Genomic DNA, 16,641 nt, shown 5'->3' with positions numbered 1-16,641 from the left:
GTTCAGCATTAACATTACACAGCGCTGGGCGATAAGCGCCCCGTCAAGCCGATGCTGCGGCTGGATATGCAGCAGCGAATAGAGAGTTTTATCGGGCCGTTTCGTTTTGCCGCGCCCATCGTAGCGGTAAAATCCGCGTCCATTTTTGCGCCCTTTGCGATTGTCCTCCAGCACGGCGGCGAACGCCTCCGGCGCGGCGAAGCGCGCTCCCCAGGCCTGCTCCAGAATCGGCAGAATTTTGGTGCCTGTGTCAATGCCGACCTCATCCAGCAGCTGCACCGGTCCCAGCGGAAAGCCGAATTTCACCAGCGCCCCGTCGATATTTTCCATCGGCTCGCCCTCCAGCAGACAGCGCATCGCCTCATTCATATAAGGCGCCAGAATGCGGTTGACGTAAAAGCCAGGGCGATCGGCCACCACGATCGGCGTTTTCCCCTGCCGTTTAGCCAGCGCCACCGTGGTAGCAATCGTCGTTTCTGAGGTGTGCTGATGCGGGATCACTTCGACCAGCATCATCTTATCCACCGGACTGAAGTAGTGCAGGCCGATCACCTGCTCTGGCCGCTGCGCCCGCGCGGCGATCTGCGCGATCGGCAACGAGGAGGTGTTAGAGGCGAAAAGGGTATGCGGCGCGCAGTGCTGCTCCACCTCCGCCACCATCTGCTGCTTAAGCGTCAAATCCTCAAACACTGCCTCAATCACCACGTCGCGCTGAGCAAAGCCGCTATAGTCGGTGGCGCCGGAAATCAGCGCCATCTGCCGCTGACGCGCGGCGGCCGTCATATGTCGACGCCTGACCTTTTTACTCAGCAGATCCCAGCTGTACTTCATCGCATGATTGATACCTTCCACGCTGATATCTTTAATCCGCACCGGCAGCCCCGCTTTGGTGGCGGTAACGGCGGCGATACCGCCGCCCATCAGCCCGCCGCCCAACACGCCAACCGAACGTAGCGGCAACGGCTGCGCAACGGCGCCGCGCTCTTTTTTCATGGCGGTAGTGGCGAAGAAGAGATGGCGCAGCGCGGCGGATTGCGGCGTCATGGTCAGCTCGCCAAAGGCGAGCGCCTCCGCCTCATGACCTGCGCGCATACCCTGCTCCAGGCCGATGCGCACCGCTTCGAGAATACGGCGCGTCGCCGGGTAGTTGCCGCGGGTTTTCGCTTCGCTTTGTCGCGCCGCCAGCTTAAACAGCACGGCGCGTCCTGCCGGCCCGTTCATCAACCGTTCGCGCAATGGCAGCGGACGGCGTTGGCCTTTGCCCTTTAGCGCCAGCGCCACCGCCGTTTCCAGCAGAATGGCGTGCGGCACCGCATCATCCACCAGCCCCAGCTTCAGCGCCTGCTTCGCCCGCAGGCTTTTACCGGTCAGAATCAGGTTCAGCGCCTGCGAGGCGCCAATCAGACGCGGCAGACGCTGCGTGCCGCCGCTGCCGGGCAGCAGGCCCAGCTGCACTTCCGGCAGCCCCAGCAGGGTTTTCTCATCCAGTGTACAGACGCGCCTGTCGCAGGCCAGCGCCAGCTCCAGGCCGCCGCCGAGACAAGGACCGTGAATGGCCGCCACGACCGTCACCGGCAGCGCGGCGATCTCCGACATAATGCGCTGCCCCTGCTCCGCCAGTTGGCGCGCCTCGTCGGCGCTGCGGCAGGCATCGATCATGCTGATATCCGCGCCGGCGATAAAGGAGTCAGGTTTGCCGGAGATAAACACCAGCCCGGCCAACGCCTGATGCTGACGCGCCTCGGTAATCACCGCGCGGATCTGTTCAATAAACGCCGCGCGCAGCGTATTCATTTTTTCACCGGGGAGATCGATGGTGATGACGCCGACGTTGTCGCTGCGAACGTTAAACTGAAATGCAGATTGCTGTTCCATAACCTTATTCAACCTCCAGTACCATCGCCGCTCCCAGGCCGCCCGCCGCACAGGCGGTCACCAGCCCCAGCCCGCCGCCGCGACGGCGCAGTTCGTTCAGCGTTTGGGTAATCATGCGCGCGCCGGTAGCGGCGAAGGGATGCCCGTAGGCGATAGAGCCGCCAAGCACGTTAAATTTCTCTTCATTTACTTCGCCTAACGCCTGCGAACGATTCAGCATATCGCGGGCGAAGCGCTCGTCGCGGAACAGTTTCAGGTTCGTCAGCGTCTGCGCGGCGAACGCCTCGTGCATATCAATCAGCGTCAGGTCACGCAGCGCAATGCCCGCGCGATCCAGCGCCAGCGGCGTCGCATAGACCGGCCCCAGCAGCATATCCTGCCAGACATCGGTGGCGGTAAAGGCGTAGCTGCGCAGATAGCCCAGCGGCGTGACGTCCAGTTCGCGCGCCCGCGATTCGGTCATCAGGATCACAGCGGCGGCGCCGTCGGTAAGCGGCGTGCTGTTGGCGGCCGTCACGCTGCCGTGGCGACGATCGAACGCGGGACGCAAACGGGCGTAATCGCTGAGAACGCTGTTTTCACGCACGTTGTTATCCTGACGGAAGGCGGCGCGCCAAGGCGGCACCCAGGCGGTCATGACTTCATTATGTAAATGGCCTTCGCGCCACGCCTGGGCGGCGCGCTGATGGGATCGATGCGCCAGCGCATCCTGCTGTTCGCGGCTGATGCCGTGGCTTTTCGCCATCTGCTCGGCGGTGTCGCCCATGCGCAGGCCGGTAGAGTACTCCGCCACCGCGGGCGGCACCGGCAGCAGATCGCGCGGGCGCAGCGCGCTGAACAACTTGAGTTTTTTACCTAAGGTGCGCGCCTTGCTAAGATCGACCAACGTTCGGCCCAGCTTTTTGCTGACGCCGATCGGCAAAACGGAGGAGGAGTCGGCGCCGCCAGCGATGCCGGCACTGACGTTGCCTGCCAGCAGGCTTTCCGCCAGGCTGGCGACCGCCTGAAAGCTGGTAGCGCAGGCACGGCTGATGCTGTAAGCGTCGGTGCGGACGCTCAGTCCGCTGCTAAGGACGATTTCGCGCGCGATATTCGGCGCCTCCGGCATTTGTATCACCTGGCCGAACACCAGCTGTTCGATAATATCCACCGGAAGTTCGCTGCGGGCCATTAATTCGCTAACCACCATGCGCCCCAGCTCAATCGCCGGAATGCCGTGCAGCGCCGTCGCCTGGCGGGCGAAAGGCGTACGCAGCCCGTGGGTTATGGCGATGCGATCGCCCTGACGCGTCAGCAAAGGAAGCGCTCTGCTCATTATTCTCACCTGTTAACCGCGACCGCAGCATCATTGCCAAAGAGGTCAGACCTGGCCAGTGTTAACCAGTTTGTTACAAGGCGCCAGCGAGGGGCACGGAAAATGAGAGCGGCGGCACAGTTGCCGCTGGAGAAGGAAAAAGAGATGTTAGGGAAGGTAACATCAGGATAAGAGCGGCGCTGCGTTTTCAGCGCCGCGAGCGGGATTTTAGCGCAGGCCGAGCTGGAAAATCAGGGTCTCCGCCTGGCAGCTGAAGGTAAAATCAACATCCAGCTGCACGCCTTCCGCTACATCGGTAAAGCGTGGGGTAATTACGCACGGCTCTGACTCTACACCGTGCGCTTTTTCGGTCAACGTCGCCAGCATCGCTTCCGCCTGCTGGCGATCGCTAAACACACGGGACCAGGAGGCGGTGCAGTCGCTGTTATCCATCACGGTGCCGACATCCACACAGCAGCAGGCCGCGGTTTCATTCGCGCTGCATTTATTTAAAGCATCACTCATTTTTATCTCCCACTATTTCGCTTTAAACGATTAAACAGATTGCGGGCTATTTTACGCCTCCCCTTTGGCTGCCACGAAATAGTGTGAGGACTATCACTAACATTATTGATCTGGCGCAGGAATAACGCGGCTATTCAGGCAGCGACGCGGCAAATTTGCTACGTGGATCTTATTTCATGGATCATATTTGAAATATTTAAAAAACAATATTGCAACATATACACAGGTCAGACCTATACTGTGCGCACTGGTCTGATTTGTGCGTTGTATTTCAGCCCCTACAATCCCCGATCCCTTGTTACTTCATGTAACATAATTTATAAAAATCACATAATGAGGTTGTGGTCATGAACCATAAAAACCTGTGTGCAAAGTCAGCTTTGGCGGCGGCAGTGGCAATTGCTTCCTCAAATCTTTACGCAGCGGGCTTCCAGCTCAATGAGTTCTCCTCGGTTGGTTTGGGCCGCGCCTATTCCGGCGAAGGCGCCATGGGCGATACGGCAGCTTCCGCCAGTCGTAATCCGGCGACGATGGCATTAATGGATCGCCCCATGTTTTCCATCGGCGCGGTATTTATCGATCCCGATGTGAATATTGACGGCGACAGCGGCTCCGGCAACAGCCTGAAGGCTGACAATATTGCGCCGACGCAGTGGGTACCCAACATTCATTATGTGCAGCCGATTAACGATCAATGGTGGATCGGCGCTTCCGCCACCACCAATTACGGTCTGGCTACCGAATTTAATAATAACTACGCGGGCGGCGCCTACGGCGGCAAAACCGACCTGATAACCTCCAACCTGAATTTAAGCACCGCCTGGCGCATGAACCAGCACTTCAGCTTCGGCGTGGGCTTTGACGCGGTTTACGCGCGCGCCAAGATTGAACGCTATCTGGGTGAATATGGCGGCGTGCTGCCTGCCTATGGTCTGCCTGCCGCGCCTGCGGACACGCAAATCGCGCATCTGAAAGGCGACGAGTGGGGCTTTGGCTGGAATGCCGGCATTCTGTATGAGGTGGATGAAAACAACCGCTTCGGCTTTACCTATCGTTCTGAAGTGAAGATCGACTTTGACGGCGATTATAAGAGCTCGATTCCATCACAGGCGAACCCTATCACCGGTCTGATTGGCCTGCCTTACGGCACCAACGGCAACACCATTCCAGGCGCGCTGACGCTGAACCTGCCGGAGATGTGGGAAGTCTCCGGCTATCATAAGGTCGCGCCGCAGTGGGCGGTTCACTACAGCCTGGCCTATACCAGCTGGAGTCAGTTCCAGGAGCTGAAAGCGACCGGCAGCAACGGACAGCAGCTGTTCTATAAAGATGAAAGCTATAAAGACGCTTACCGCATCGCGCTGGGCACCACTTACTTTTACGATCAAAACTGGACCTTCCGCGCCGGTATCGCCTTTGATGACAGCCCGGTTCCGGCTGACAAACGTTCTATCTCCATTCCCGATCAGGATCGCCTGTGGCTGAGCGCCGGCGCCTCTTACGCCTTTAACGATAACGCCTCGGTGGACGTCGGCGTATCCTGGATGCACGGCCAGAAAGTGACGGTGCGCGAAGGGGTAGACCCGGTCGCTACCGCGCGTAACGGCGCTGTGACGCCCTATGAGTTCAATTCGGAAGGCAAAGCCTGGCTCTACGGCGCCAACTTTAACTACCGTTTCTGATGGCGCGGTTGAAAGCAAAAAAGGCGGGAGATTCCCGCCTTAAAAACAGGTCCGGCGCCTGCGCAGAGCGTCCGGGCCGATCGTAAAGACGCCAGTGCGTCATCCATGACGGCTCGGCCCGCGCCTTCCCTGGCGCGGGACGCTTTACTCTTCTGCCCGGACGCCCTGCGCTTTGAGTTCGGTGCCACATAAAAAAGGCGGGAATCTCCCGCCTTTTTTCTTGCCGCTTATTCCGCGGCGTCAATATCGTCCAGATCGCCCTCAATCGCCTGCGCGTTGGGGTTCTCCTGCGGCTTCAGCTTGCCGCCGTTCGCCAGAAAATCGTGGCGCTGGAAATAGGCGTTACGTACAAAGGCGTAAGGGTCGTTGGAGCTGCGCAGAATCGCGTCGGAATCCAGCAGCTGCGCGCGCGTTTCCACGCCCTCCAGCGCCCATTTACCAGCGGTCAGCGGCCAGCTCAGCCAGCTCAGCACCGGATAGAGCGTATCCAGATAGTCGCCGCCATCTTCGCGCGGCGTAAAGCTGCCGTAGCCGGGCAGCACCACATACGGACCGTAGCCGACGCCCCAGGTGCCGAGCGTGCCGCCAAAGCGCGGTGGCTCCTCACGCGCCAGCTTGTCGTTCGCCATGCCCGCCACGTCGATAAAACCGCCCAGGCCCAGCACGGTATTCAGGAAGAAGCGGTTAAAGTGGATCATGCCGCGATAGGGATCGCCACGCAGGAAGGAGTTCACCATCGCTGCGGGCTCATTCAGGTTGCCAAGAAAATTACTGACACCGGTACGCGCGGGAACCGGCACATAGTCCCGCCACGCCACCGCTACCGGACGCAACACATACGGATCCAGCACGTTATAGTTGAAGTCAAACATCGTGCGGTTAAAACCTTCCAGCGGATCGGAACGCCCCTGCGGTTCGTTATTATCGTGAGAGCTGGCGCAGCCCACTAACAAAACGCTTGCCAGCGCCAACCCTGTCAGGCGGTAGTTCATAATCTTCTCCCTGTATTGATTGAGTGCGTACCGCTTCAGGGCTGCTGTTGATTGATTTCAACAGTAAGATGCTGATGACCATCAAAAGGCGTTAACGCGCTTTCGCCAAACCAGTCGCCGGTTTGCGGAGCGGCGCTGCCGTCACGCGCGATACGCACGCGCACCTTCACCTGATGCTGCGCCGAAAGCAGGCGTTCCGGCATCATGGCGTTACTGTCATCCAGCGTCAGCGATAGCGGAAAATGACTCAGCGGCAGTCTCTTCACTGCCACCGGAACCGGTGAAACACCGTCAGAAACAGAAATATACAACACTCCGCCCTGCGGTAACATTTTTTCTACCTTCGATCCCAGCGTCACGTTCAGCGTCAACTGACTGGTTTGCAGCCCGGCGGAAGCCTTCGCCTGCTCAATATCGCGCCTTACCTGTGCGATACGCGCATCGTTTGGCGGCAGCAGCGTCAGCATCGTTTGCCAAACGCCGATCGCCTTCTCGTACTGTTGCTGCTCAAAGGCATTAAATGCCGACAGGCTAAGTATGCGCACATTATCCGGTTCCTGCTTTAACATCGCATCCAGCAGCGCCTGCGCCTCACGATTGTCCTGCGCGTCGCTGGAGCGCGTAAGCACTTCCGCGTAGTTGAGTTTGATTTCACTGTTGTTCGGCGCCAGCTGCAGGGCGCGCTGAAACGCCTGAATCGCCGTATCGCGATTATTCAGCACCATGCCGATGCGGCCCAGCATCAGCCAGTCATGCAATCCGCCATCGTGCTGTTGCAGCGAAGTGCGCAGCCCCAGCCCCAGACGCGCCAGCTCCTCCAGCGTCAGCGGCTTCGCCTGCGGGTCCAGCAGGCGCGCGCGCAACGCCGGATACTCATTCTCTACCTGTTTCCAGGCGATCAGTCCCGGCAGACCGCCGGTTTTCAGATAACAGCCAAGGCTCACCAGCACCAGCAGCAGCGCCCCCGGCAGCAGCACCCAGCGGCTCAGCGGGCGCGCGGGCGCATCGTCAGACGCGGCGGGAATATCGCTCAGCAGCGTTTGTTGCAGCTCCTGCACCATCGGCTGACGCGCGTCGATAACGCCCTGCGCCTCATCCTGTTCCAGCTCCGCCAGACGCTGCTGGTAAAACACTTTGTTCAGCGCGTCCCGGTCGAGCGCCGCTGAACGATCGCTGCGCCAGCCCGCTGCCAGAAACAGCAGCAGCGCCGCCGCCAGCAGCGCGGTCAATACTATCCAGAAAAGAGTCATTCAGATTTCCTGTCGCTTTCCAGCAGCGCCGCCAGACGCTTTTGCTCCGCCTCGTCCAACCGCTCGATCTCCGGCGGCAGACGACGGCTGCGTAAAAATATTACCAGGCCGCCGGCCACGATAAACAGCAGCGGACCGGCCCACAGGATCAGCGTCGAGGGGATTACCGGCGGCTGATAGGTCACAAAATTACCGTAGCGCGCCACCATATATTGCGTAATCTGCTTCCCGCTCTGCCCCTGCTTCAACAGCTGATAGACCTTCAGACGCATATCGGCGGCGATCATGGCGTTGGAGTCGGCGATGCTGTTGTTCTGGCACTTAGGGCAGCGCAGCGAGGCGGTCAGCTCGCGATATTGCTGCTCCTGCTCTGCGGAGTCGAACTGCCAGGTCTCAATGGTCGCCAGCGCGCTCAGGCTGAACAGCAGCCCCGCCAGCAGAAGGATCAACGCTCTCATTTTTCCGCCTCCCTACTGTATTTTTCCCACAGCGGCCGCACTTCCTGCTGCCAGACGCGCGCGTTGAGATCGCCCGCATGGCGATAGCGGATAATGCCCTTACCGTCGATCAGAAAGGTTTCCGGCGCGCCGTACACGCCCAGATCGAGGCCGAGCATGCCGCTGCCGTCATACAGGCTGAGCGCGTAAGGATTGCCCAGCGTATTGAGCCAGTTAATCGCTTTTGCGCGATCGTCTTTGTAATTGAGACCGACCACGCGCACGCCCTGCTCCGCCAGCGTATTAAGATACTGATGTTCGGCGCGGCAGGTAGGACACCAGGTGGCCCAGACGTTCAGCAGCAGCGGCTTGCCGTCCGCCAGCACCGACTGATCCCATGTTTTACCCGGCGTATCCAGCGCCTCCAGCGTAAACAGCGGCACCGGTTTGCCGATCAGCGCCGACTCCAGCCGCGTGGGATCGTCGCCATCGGCGTTGCGCGACAGCTGCCACATCAGCGCGACCGCCAGCAGCAGAAACAGCACCAGCGGAATATAGAGGATCTTCTTATTCATACCAGCTCCCGTTGCGCCTTTTTACGGCTGCGATAACGCGGGTCGAGCAGACAGAGCAGGCCGCCGAACGCCATAAACAGGCCGCCGTACCATATCCAGCGCACAAAAGGTTTGTAATAAATCCGCACCGCCCAGGCGCCGCCGTCCAGTTCTTCGCCGAGCGCCGCATAGAGATCGCGCGTCAGGCCGCCGTCGATGGCCGCCTCGGTCATCATGCTACGCGCCACGCTGTAGTAGCGCTTTTCCGCCCGCAGCGTCGCTTCCGGCCTGCCGTCGCGCGTCACATCGATAATCGCCGCGCCGCCGCTGTAGTTGGGGCCATTCACGGCGCGCACGTCGCGGAAGACAAAGTGGTAACGGTGAATATCGACGCTGTCGCCCGCTTTCATGCGCACGTCGCGCTCGACGCTGTAGTTCTGACTGAAAGCGATGCCGATTACCGTCACAGCAACACCCAGATGGCCGAACACCATGCCCCAGTGACTACGAGACAGGCGCGTCAGGCCGCGCAGCAGGCTGTGACGATGGGTGGCGCGCTCGTGCAGCTCCAGCAGCGTCAGCATAATGACCCACAGCGCCATCATCAGCCCGACTGCCGTCATCGCCTCGATGCGGTCCTGCATCAGCCACGGCAGCAGCAGCGACAGTAGCAGCGTCGCCAGCAGCGCCAGCGCCAGCCGTTTCCAGAGTTTCTGCGGCTCGTCGCGGCGCCAGCGCACCAGCGGCCCTATGCCCAGCAGCAGCGCGAACGGCGCCATCAGCGCGCTGAACATGGTGTTAAAGAAAGGTTCGCCAATGGAAATGGTGCCCAACCCCAGCTGTTTATGCACCAGCGGCAGCAGCGTGCCCAACAGCACCACCAGCATGCCGGCAATCAGCAGGACATTGTTGCCGAGCAAAAAGGATTCGCGCGACCAAAAATCATTCTGCACCCGGCTGCGCACCCGTCCGCCTTTGACTGCATAAAGCAGCAGCGAGCTGCCGATCACAATCACCAGGAAAGCGAGAATAAACATGCCGCGCGCCGGATCGGAGGCGAAGGCATGCACCGAGACCAGCACGCCGGAACGCACCAGGAAGGTGCCGAGCAAGCTGAGCGAAAAGGCGGTGATCGCCAGCAGCACCGTCCAGGCTTTAAAGGTGCCGCGCTTTTCCGTCACCGCCAGCGAGTGAATCAGCGCGGTGCCCGCCAGCCACGGCATAAAGGAGGCGTTCTCCACCGGGTCCCAGAACCACCAGCCTCCCCAGCCGAGCTCATAATAGGCCCAGGCGGAACCCAGTACGATGCCAACGGTGAGAAACAGCCAGGCCGCGATGGTCCAGGGGCGTGACCAGCGCGCCCAAGCGGTGTCCAGCCGTCCCGCCATCAGCGAGGCGATGGCGAAGGCGAAGGCGACAGAAAAGCCGACATAACCCATATAAAGCAGCGGCGGATGGAAGATCAGCCCGATATCCTGCAACATCGGATTCAGATCGTGCCCGTCAATGGGATAAGCGGGCAGCGTGCGGGTAAAAGGGTTGGAGGTGAAAATAATAAACAGCAGAAAGCCGAAGTTGATCATCCCCATTACCGCCAGCACGCGCGCCACCGCATCCTGCGGCATGCCGCGACTGAAGATCGCCACTGCCAGCGTCCAGCCGCTGAGCATCAAAACCCACAGCAGCAGCGAACCTTCATGCGCCCCCCAGGTGGCGGCGATGCGGTAGTAGATCGGCAGCTGGCTGTTAGCGTTGCTGACCACGTAAGCCACGGTAAAATCGTTAACGATAAAGGCGTGCACCAGTACGCCAAAGCTGCCCGCCACGCAAAGAAACAGCCCAACGGCAAGCGGACGCGCCAGTCCGGTGAGACGGCTGTCCTGCCGCGCCGCGCCCCACAGCGGATAAACGCTGAGCAGTAGCGCTAACGCCAGTCCAAGGCAGAGCAGATAGTGTCCGATTTCCGGCATCATGAGCGATTGCCCTCGCTGTGCCGATGATTTTGCTTCATCGCGTCGGCGATCTCCGGCGGCGTATATTTCTCATCATGCTTCGCCAGCACCTCCTTCGCCCGGATCAGGTTGCCCGCCTGAAGCTCGCCCTGCGCCACGACGCCCTGCCCTTCGCGGAACAGATCGGGCAGGATGCCCTCATAGCTGACATTGACCACCCCGTTAGCGTCATAGAGTTTAAAAGAGATCTGTAACGTTTTTTCATCACGCTTCACGCTGCCAGGCATCACCATGCCGCCGACGCGCAGCCGCTGTCCCGGCTCCGGTTTGGCATGCTCTTCGCCCTTGCCGTAGAGAATTTCGCTGGGCGTATAGAAAAGATCGATATTGGAACGCAGCGCGTACATCACCAGCGCGGTCGCCAGGCTCAGCCCAACCAGGATCGCCACGACCACGTAGAGGCGGTTTTTACGACGGGTATTCACATTATTCTCCTGCCGCCTGGCTTGCGGCCTGTTTCATTTTTGCCGCCCTGATGCGGCGCTCACGAGCCTGATGCTGACGAACGCTTTTAAGCAGTTGACGACGCTGCCATGCGGTATGCGCCACCAGAATCATCAGCGAGCCCAGGGTAAAACAGACGGCCAGCCAGACGTAAAAGCCGTAGCCGCCCATGGCGAAAAAGTCGTACCAGGAAGAAAAAGCGGGTCTCATGCGGCGCGCCCTCCTTTATTAACCAGCGCGGCCACCCAGGGACGATGGCGCTCGGTCAGCAGAATAAGATTGCGCAGACGCATCAGCGTTAAGGTGATAAACAGCAGCAGATAACCGAGAATCGACCAGCGCAGCGGCGTGCGCATGCTCGGCGCGATCGCCTGTTGCAGCATGCCGGACGAGCCCTGATGCAGCGTGTTCCACCACTGTACCGAGAAGTGGATAACGGGAATATTGACCACGCCGACGAGGATTAAAATGCTGGCGGCGCGGCCCGCCATGCGCCGGTCGTCAAAGGCTTTGTACAGGGCGATGACGCCCAGATAGAGAAACAGCAACACCAGCTCCGAGGTCAGACGCGCGTCCCAGATCCACCAGGTGCCCCACATCGGTTTACCCCAGGCGGAGCCTGTGATCAGGGCGATAAAAGTGAAAGTCGCGCCCACCGGCGCCATCGCGGCGGCGGCCAGATCGGCCATTTTCATCTGCCATACCAGGCCAGTGAAGGCGGCGACGGCCATCGCGCTGTAAATGCCCATCGACCAGATGGCGGCCGGCACATGCAGATAGATGATGCGGTAGCTCTCCCCCTGCTGGTAATCCGCCGGCGCGAAGCCGAAGCCCCATCCCCAGCCGGTCAGCAACGTCAGTGCCGCCAGCAGCGCGCACCCGGGGACCAGTCGGCCGCTAAACTGATAGAGCCGTTCCGGCTTCGCCAGCTGATGTATCCATTTCCACATTGTTATTGCTCACGGTAAAAAATATAAATCGGTTCATCTCTTAATGGAGGCTGATACGCAGCGCCGCCGCCGTTGCGAACGGCGCCAGGCAGGCGCTGGCCGCCAGCATGGCGCCCAAAATCGCCAGGTAGCCGCCAATCGGCAGCCCCATGCCAGCCGCGTCAATCGCCGCGCTGGCAAAAATTAACACCGGCACCGCCAGCGGCAGCACCAGCAGGCTTAGCAGCACCCCGCCCCGCCGCAGCCCGACGGTTAACGCCACGCCGATAGCCCCCAGCAGGCTGAGCGTCGGCGTGCCGAGCAGGATCGTCAGCGCCAGCGCGCGCCAGCCGGCGACGTTAAGCGACAGCAGCAACGCCGCCAGCGGCGACAGCAGCAGCAGCGGCAGTCCGGTAATCAGCCAGTGCGCGATCACTTTGCCCAGCACGGTAACCGGCAGAGGCGTCGGCAGCAGCAATAGCTGTTCCAGCGATCCGTCGGCGAAGTCGTCGCGAAACAGCCGTTCCAGCGCCAGTAGCGACGAGAGCAGCGCGGCCACCCACGCCACGCCCGGCGCAATGCGCGCCAGCAGCTGCGGCTCAGGGCCGATGCCCAGCGGGAACAGCGTGATCACGATTAAAAAAAACCACAGCGGGTTAATCACTTCCGCGCCGCTGCGAAAAGCGATGCGCAGCTCGCGCTGTATGACGCGCCCCAGCATCAGAAAGGCTCTCCCGTCGTCAGGCTGATTTTGCGCAGCGGACAAGCGGCGGAAGGCAACGGCTGATGCGTGGTTAATATCACCATGCCGCCGTTTTGCGCATGGCGTACAAACAGCGCCATCAGTTTTTTTACGCCGTCGACGTCGATGGCCGTCAGGGGCTCATCCAGAATCCAGACCGGCGCCTTGCTAAGCCAGAGCCGCGCCAGCGCAACGCGTCGCTGCTGCCCGGCCGACAGCTGCGCCGTCGCCATCTCTTCAAAACCGAGCAGATCAACTGCCTCAAGCGCGGCGAAGCGCTGCGCTTCGTCGCAGTCGGCATGATAAAAGGCGAGATTTTCCAGCGGCGAAAGCACGGTTTTCACGCCGGGATGATGACCGAGAAACAGCAGGTCGCGATGCCACTGCGCGCGCTGTCGGGAAAGCGGCTCTCCCTGCCAGCGCACTTCGCCGCGTTCCGCGCTGCTAAGCCCCGCCAGCAGCCGCAGCAGCGAGGTTTTACCTGCGCCGTTAGGCCCTTCGATCTGAACTATATCGCCGTGATTAACCGCGAAACTGAGATCGCTGAACAGTACGCGTTCATCGCGTATGCAGGTCAGATTGGTGGCTTCCAGCATGAGAGGAAAATGTCGCACTATTGAATCGGGCCGCGATAATAACATAAGTCAGTATTACCCCGTAGCCTGACCACTGCTCAGGAAACCCTGGATCTGGTCAAATAACCTGCATTAGATCAATCTTTTGCCTAAAAAAACAACAGCATTAAAGCTTTGTTACTTTTTACCTAAAGTTACGTCACATTTTACTTACTTTAAAACTGGCTACGCTTAAAGGATTGTTCAACACCACTGGGGTTTATATGACGTCACAACAGCAGCAAGATAATGAAATCGAAGTTGAAAGCGAAGAGAAGGATCAGGGTGAGGAAATTGAGGTAGACGAGGAGCAGCTTCCTTCACGCGCAGCGGCGATTCATGAACAGATCCGCCAAGATGGCGAAAAGGAGCTGGAGCGTGACAGTCTGGCGCTACTGTGGTCGGCGGTCGCCGCCGGAATCTCTATGGGCGCGTCGCTGATGGCGAAAGGAATTTTTCAGGTGCATCTGGCGGGCGTGCCGGGCGCGTTTCTGCTGGAGAATCTGGGCTATACCTTTGGTTTTATCATCGTGATTATGGCGCGTCAGCAGCTGTTTACCGAAAACACGGTTACCGCCGTGTTGCCGATCATGCATAAACCCACCGGCGGTAATTTCCTTCTGCTGCTGCGCCTGTGGGGCATGGTGCTGTTAGGCAACCTGATCGGCACCGGGCTGGCCGCGCTGGCGTTCACCTGGATGCCGATATTTGATGAGCCGACGCGCCTCGCCTTTACCCATATCAGCGAAAAAGTCATGGAGAACTCGCCGGGAGAGATGTTCGCTAACGCGGTTATAGCGGGCTGGATTATCGCCACTATGGTGTGGATGTTCCCCTCATCAGGGGCGGCGAAACTGCTGGTGATCGTGCTGATGACCTGGCTGGTGGCGCTGGGCGACCTGTCGCACATCGTCGTGGGTTCGGTAGAAGTCTGGTATCTGGTGTTTACCGGCGCGCTGCCGTGGCAGGAGTTTATCTGGCCTTTCGCCCTGCCTACGCTGGCCGGCAATATTATCGGCGGCACCTTTATCTTCGCCCTGCTCAGCCATGCGCAGATCCGCAACGATATGAGCAATAAAGCAAAAGCACAGGCAGAAGCGGATCGGAAAAAAGAGACGCGCCAGCAGAAAAAAGCACAGGAAAACCGCAATCCACGGTAAAAATTGTCGAGAGAATAAGCAGTCAGGCGGGCAAGTGGTTAATTCGCGGAAGAAATTGCGCTATACTGCCCGCCGCCGTCCCCTTAGTTAAATGGATATAACGAGCCCCTCCTAAGGGCTAGTTGTAGGTTCGATTCCTGCAGGGGACGCCATCTCACCGTTCGCCACCTTCCGTTAAAGTTCGCAAAACCTCGCTCCCATTAAGGCTCATGCCAAAGACTCGTCCGTACTTGTTCGCCGTCGTTCGTTGACAGCCTGACTTTTAACTGGGTAAATTCTGGGTAAACCAACTTTACCCATCTGGATTTTACCCAATGCTCACCGTTAAGCAGATTGATGCCGCAAAGCCCAAGGAAAAGCCGTACAGGATTTCAGACGGCAACGGGCTTTATCTTTATATCCCCGCCTCAGGAAAGAAGGTTTGGCAGTTGCGATATCAATTTGAGGGAAAGGAAAAGATTCACACGGTTGGTAAGTATCCGGAGATCGGACCGGCAGATGCCCGCAATATTGCTTTCGAAGTGAAGCGCGACCTGGCTATCGGATTAAATCCCGCAGCAAAGAAAAAGCAGCAGGACAAGGTGCCTGATACATTCGGTTCAATCTATGAGGAATGGTATAAGCATAAAAAGCAGGTGTGGTCTGAGGGCTATGCTGTTGAGCTGCAGCGCATGTTTGAAGCCGACATCCTTCCTTATATAGGCAAGATGGCTATGGATGACATTGAGCCGATGACGCTGCTAAAGGTGCTGAGGAGATTTGAAGAGCGCGGCGCCATGGAGAGGGCAAATAAAGCACGGCGCCGGTGTGGAGAGGTTTTCAGATACGCGGTGGTTACTGGTCGAGCCAAATATAATCCAGCCCCTGACCTGGCTGATGCAATGAAGGGATACCGTAAAAAGAACTTTCCTTTCCTGCCAGCTGAGCAGATACCTGCATTCAACCAGGCGCTTGCCGGTTACTCAGGAAGTATCGTTTCAAAGATAGCAACTCAGATTTTGCAATACACCGCGATGCGCACAAAAGAACTTCGGTCCATGCAATGGGCGAACGTCGATTTTGAGAACAGGATTATCACCATCGATGCTGAAGTAATGAAAAGCCGCAAGCAGCATCTGGTGCCAATGTCTCAGCAGGTTCATGACCTGCTCAGGCAACTGCAGCCGATCACCTCCATCTCCCATTTTGTTTTCGCCGGCCGTAACGATAAAAAGAAATCAATTAGTGAAAATGCCGTTCTGCTGGTAATCCGACAAATTGGATATGAGGGGCTGGCAAGCGGGCATGGCTTCCGCCATCAGTTCAGCACAATACTTAACGAGCATGGCTGGCCACATGATGCCATTGAGCGCCAACTGGCCCACGTAGACCGAAACAACATCCGTGGCATCTATAACCACGCGCAGTATCTTGAAAAGCGCAAAGAGATGATGCAGTGGTGGGCTGACTATATAGACGGCAAAAAAGATTAATCATCCGGGCATGCAAAGCTTTGGCAAAGGTCACAAAGCCATGCGTGTCCCAAATTTGTCTCACCTCACTCTTGCCTTCTTCATTCCTGCCGTTAAGATCAGACAACTCTCATAAGGATGGTTTGACTATGATCGGGATGTTAACAAGATATGCGTCTGTCGGGGTGGTAAACACAGCTATACACTGGGTGGTGTACGGCCTGTTTTGCTATGGCTTGATGACAACGCAGGCAGTAGCAAATTTAGCCGGATTCGCATTTGCTGTAACTTTTTCCTTTTTTGCTAATGCTTATTTCACTTTCAAAAAGAAAGCCACAGGACCGCGTTACATTGCCTATGTAATTTTTATGGGATTTCTGAGCTACTCCGTAGGAGGTTTATCGGACAAACTTGGCCTTCACCCTATTGCAACACTTATTATATTTTCTCCGGCAAGCGTGATTGTTGGATTTCTTTTCTTTAATTACTTTGTATTTAAGGACAAAGCGCAATGAGAATTTCACTCATAGTTCCTGTTTTTAATGAAGAAGACACAATCGATCTTTTTTATAGAACGGTTAGAAGCAATGAAGCATTAAAAGATATTGATGTAGAGATCATCTTTGTCAATGATGGAGTAAGGATAAGACTGAGGAAATCATAAATTTCATTGCAGGGCA

Annotated in this window: 17 protein-coding genes, 1 tRNA gene and 1 pseudogene; 6 read left to right on the top strand and 13 right to left on the bottom strand. The window is 58.1% G+C overall.

Going from position 1 to position 16,641, the window contains the following annotated elements:
* From fadJ to MYY08_RS02155, 3 genes are all read right to left on the bottom strand, one after another.
* The coding region (gene fadJ / locus MYY08_RS02165; RefSeq protein WP_288012836.1) for a fatty acid oxidation complex subunit alpha FadJ at positions 1 to 1,875 on the bottom strand (1,875 nt) is incomplete at its 3' end.
* Positions 1,876 to 1,879: 4 nt separating this feature from the next.
* Positions 1,880 to 3,190 carry an acetyl-CoA C-acyltransferase FadI gene (fadI, locus tag MYY08_RS02160; protein ID WP_288012833.1) on the bottom strand — a complete coding sequence of 437 codons (1,311 nt, stop codon included), beginning with the start codon at positions 3,188 to 3,190 and terminating at the stop codon, positions 1,880 to 1,882.
* A gap of 207 nt (positions 3,191 to 3,397) precedes the next feature.
* A complete protein-coding gene (locus MYY08_RS02155) occupies positions 3,398 to 3,694 on the bottom strand; it encodes a YfcZ/YiiS family protein (protein WP_038624994.1) in 297 nt (98 codons plus the stop codon).
* 347 nt (positions 3,695 to 4,041) lie between these two features.
* Here MYY08_RS02155 and fadL point away from each other — a divergent pair, with 347 nt between their 5' ends.
* Entirely contained in the window at positions 4,042 to 5,376 is a 1,335-nt protein-coding gene (gene fadL / locus MYY08_RS02150; RefSeq protein ID WP_038624993.1) for a long-chain fatty acid transporter FadL, read from the top strand.
* Between the two features lie 227 nt (positions 5,377 to 5,603).
* Here fadL and mlaA read toward each other — a convergent pair whose 3' ends face one another.
* Genes mlaA through ccmA form a run of 10 tightly spaced genes read right to left on the bottom strand, consistent with a single transcriptional unit; the run spans position 5,604 to position 13,332 of the window.
* Positions 5,604 to 6,368, bottom strand: a complete 765-nt coding sequence (mlaA, locus tag MYY08_RS02145) for a phospholipid-binding lipoprotein MlaA (RefSeq protein ID WP_038624992.1) — start codon at positions 6,366 to 6,368, stop codon at positions 5,604 to 5,606.
* Between the two features lie 35 nt (positions 6,369 to 6,403).
* A complete protein-coding gene (ccmI, locus tag MYY08_RS02140; RefSeq protein ID WP_038624990.1) occupies positions 6,404 to 7,618 on the bottom strand; it encodes a c-type cytochrome biogenesis protein CcmI in 1,215 nt (404 codons plus the stop codon).
* A complete protein-coding gene (locus MYY08_RS02135) occupies positions 7,615 to 8,076 on the bottom strand; it encodes a cytochrome c-type biogenesis protein (protein ID WP_038624988.1) in 462 nt (153 codons plus the stop codon). Before MYY08_RS02135 ends, ccmI begins: the two co-directional genes overlap by 4 nt.
* The gene (locus tag MYY08_RS02130) at positions 8,073 to 8,630 is read right to left on the bottom strand and encodes a DsbE family thiol:disulfide interchange protein (RefSeq protein WP_038624986.1); all 558 of its coding nucleotides are present in this window, start codon (positions 8,628 to 8,630) and stop codon (positions 8,073 to 8,075) included. Before MYY08_RS02130 ends, MYY08_RS02135 begins: the two co-directional genes overlap by 4 nt.
* Positions 8,627 to 10,582 (bottom strand): heme lyase CcmF/NrfE family subunit, encoded by a 1,956-nt coding sequence (locus MYY08_RS02125; RefSeq protein ID WP_038624984.1) that lies wholly within the window; start codon positions 10,580 to 10,582, stop codon positions 8,627 to 8,629. The genes MYY08_RS02130 and MYY08_RS02125 overlap by 4 nt, the downstream gene beginning before the upstream one ends.
* Positions 10,579 to 11,046 (bottom strand): cytochrome c maturation protein CcmE, encoded by a 468-nt coding sequence (gene ccmE, locus MYY08_RS02120; RefSeq protein ID WP_288012824.1) that lies wholly within the window; start codon positions 11,044 to 11,046, stop codon positions 10,579 to 10,581. The genes MYY08_RS02125 and ccmE overlap by 4 nt, the downstream gene beginning before the upstream one ends.
* 1 nt (position 11,047) lies before the next feature.
* Positions 11,048 to 11,275 carry a heme exporter protein CcmD gene (gene ccmD, locus MYY08_RS02115; protein ID WP_084971209.1) on the bottom strand — a complete coding sequence of 76 codons (228 nt, stop codon included), beginning with the start codon at positions 11,273 to 11,275 and terminating at the stop codon, positions 11,048 to 11,050.
* The gene (locus tag MYY08_RS02110) at positions 11,272 to 12,015 is read right to left on the bottom strand and encodes a heme ABC transporter permease (protein WP_288012820.1); all 744 of its coding nucleotides are present in this window, start codon (positions 12,013 to 12,015) and stop codon (positions 11,272 to 11,274) included. Before MYY08_RS02110 ends, ccmD begins: the two co-directional genes overlap by 4 nt.
* A gap of 40 nt (positions 12,016 to 12,055) precedes the next feature.
* Complete coding sequence (gene ccmB, locus MYY08_RS02105; RefSeq protein ID WP_288012817.1) at positions 12,056 to 12,715, bottom strand: heme exporter protein CcmB; 660 nt, start codon at positions 12,713 to 12,715, stop codon at positions 12,056 to 12,058.
* Positions 12,715 to 13,332 (bottom strand): cytochrome c biogenesis heme-transporting ATPase CcmA, encoded by a 618-nt coding sequence (gene ccmA, locus MYY08_RS02100; RefSeq protein ID WP_038624973.1) that lies wholly within the window; start codon positions 13,330 to 13,332, stop codon positions 12,715 to 12,717. Before ccmA ends, ccmB begins: the two co-directional genes overlap by 1 nt.
* A gap of 242 nt (positions 13,333 to 13,574) precedes the next feature.
* Here ccmA and MYY08_RS02095 point away from each other — a divergent pair, with 242 nt between their 5' ends.
* The 5 genes and pseudogenes from MYY08_RS02095 to MYY08_RS02075 all read left to right on the top strand — a co-directional run.
* The gene (locus tag MYY08_RS02095; protein ID WP_288012814.1) at positions 13,575 to 14,510 is read left to right on the top strand and encodes a formate/nitrite transporter family protein; all 936 of its coding nucleotides are present in this window, start codon (positions 13,575 to 13,577) and stop codon (positions 14,508 to 14,510) included.
* A gap of 77 nt (positions 14,511 to 14,587) precedes the next feature.
* Positions 14,588 to 14,662, top strand: a tRNA-Arg gene (locus MYY08_RS02090).
* Positions 14,663 to 14,824: 162 nt separating this feature from the next.
* Positions 14,825 to 15,982 carry a tyrosine-type recombinase/integrase gene (locus MYY08_RS02085; protein ID WP_038624969.1) on the top strand — a complete coding sequence of 386 codons (1,158 nt, stop codon included), beginning with the start codon at positions 14,825 to 14,827 and terminating at the stop codon, positions 15,980 to 15,982.
* A gap of 128 nt (positions 15,983 to 16,110) precedes the next feature.
* Positions 16,111 to 16,476, top strand: a complete 366-nt coding sequence (locus MYY08_RS02080) for a GtrA family protein (protein WP_288012810.1) — start codon at positions 16,111 to 16,113, stop codon at positions 16,474 to 16,476.
* Positions 16,473 to 16,641 (top strand): annotated as a pseudogene (locus tag MYY08_RS02075) (glycosyltransferase); the annotation flags it as partial. The gene MYY08_RS02080 and the pseudogene MYY08_RS02075, both read left to right, overlap by 4 nt.

Origin of the sequence: Mixta sp., assembly GCF_024610815.1 — a bacterium.
GTDB classification, from domain to species: domain Bacteria; phylum Pseudomonadota; class Gammaproteobacteria; order Enterobacterales; family Enterobacteriaceae; genus Mixta; species Mixta calida.
This window is presented reverse-complemented; position numbering and strand designations above follow the sequence as displayed.

Coding starts and splice junctions, on each gene's coding strand:
- MYY08_RS02080 (WP_288012810.1), top strand. CDS start 16,111: ATGATCGGGATGTTAACAAGATATGCGTCTGTCGGGGTGGTAAACACA.
- mlaA (WP_038624992.1), bottom strand. CDS start 6,368: ATGAACTACCGCCTGACAGGGTTGGCGCTGGCAAGCGTTTTGTTAGTG.
- MYY08_RS02125 (WP_038624984.1), bottom strand. CDS start 10,582: ATGATGCCGGAAATCGGACACTATCTGCTCTGCCTTGGACTGGCGTTA.
- MYY08_RS02085 (WP_038624969.1), top strand. CDS start 14,825: ATGCTCACCGTTAAGCAGATTGATGCCGCAAAGCCCAAGGAAAAGCCG.
- ccmB (WP_288012817.1), bottom strand. CDS start 12,715: ATGCTGGGGCGCGTCATACAGCGCGAGCTGCGCATCGCTTTTCGCAGC.
- MYY08_RS02095 (WP_288012814.1), top strand. CDS start 13,575: ATGACGTCACAACAGCAGCAAGATAATGAAATCGAAGTTGAAAGCGAA.
- fadL (WP_038624993.1), top strand. CDS start 4,042: ATGAACCATAAAAACCTGTGTGCAAAGTCAGCTTTGGCGGCGGCAGTG.
- ccmD (WP_084971209.1), bottom strand. CDS start 11,275: ATGAGACCCGCTTTTTCTTCCTGGTACGACTTTTTCGCCATGGGCGGC.
- ccmA (WP_038624973.1), bottom strand. CDS start 13,332: ATGCTGGAAGCCACCAATCTGACCTGCATACGCGATGAACGCGTACTG.
- MYY08_RS02155 (WP_038624994.1), bottom strand. CDS start 3,694: ATGAGTGATGCTTTAAATAAATGCAGCGCGAATGAAACCGCGGCCTGC.
- MYY08_RS02135 (WP_038624988.1), bottom strand. CDS start 8,076: ATGAGAGCGTTGATCCTTCTGCTGGCGGGGCTGCTGTTCAGCCTGAGC.
- MYY08_RS02130 (WP_038624986.1), bottom strand. CDS start 8,630: ATGAATAAGAAGATCCTCTATATTCCGCTGGTGCTGTTTCTGCTGCTG.
- MYY08_RS02110 (WP_288012820.1), bottom strand. CDS start 12,015: ATGTGGAAATGGATACATCAGCTGGCGAAGCCGGAACGGCTCTATCAG.
- ccmI (WP_038624990.1), bottom strand. CDS start 7,618: ATGACTCTTTTCTGGATAGTATTGACCGCGCTGCTGGCGGCGGCGCTG.
- fadI (WP_288012833.1), bottom strand. CDS start 3,190: ATGAGCAGAGCGCTTCCTTTGCTGACGCGTCAGGGCGATCGCATCGCC.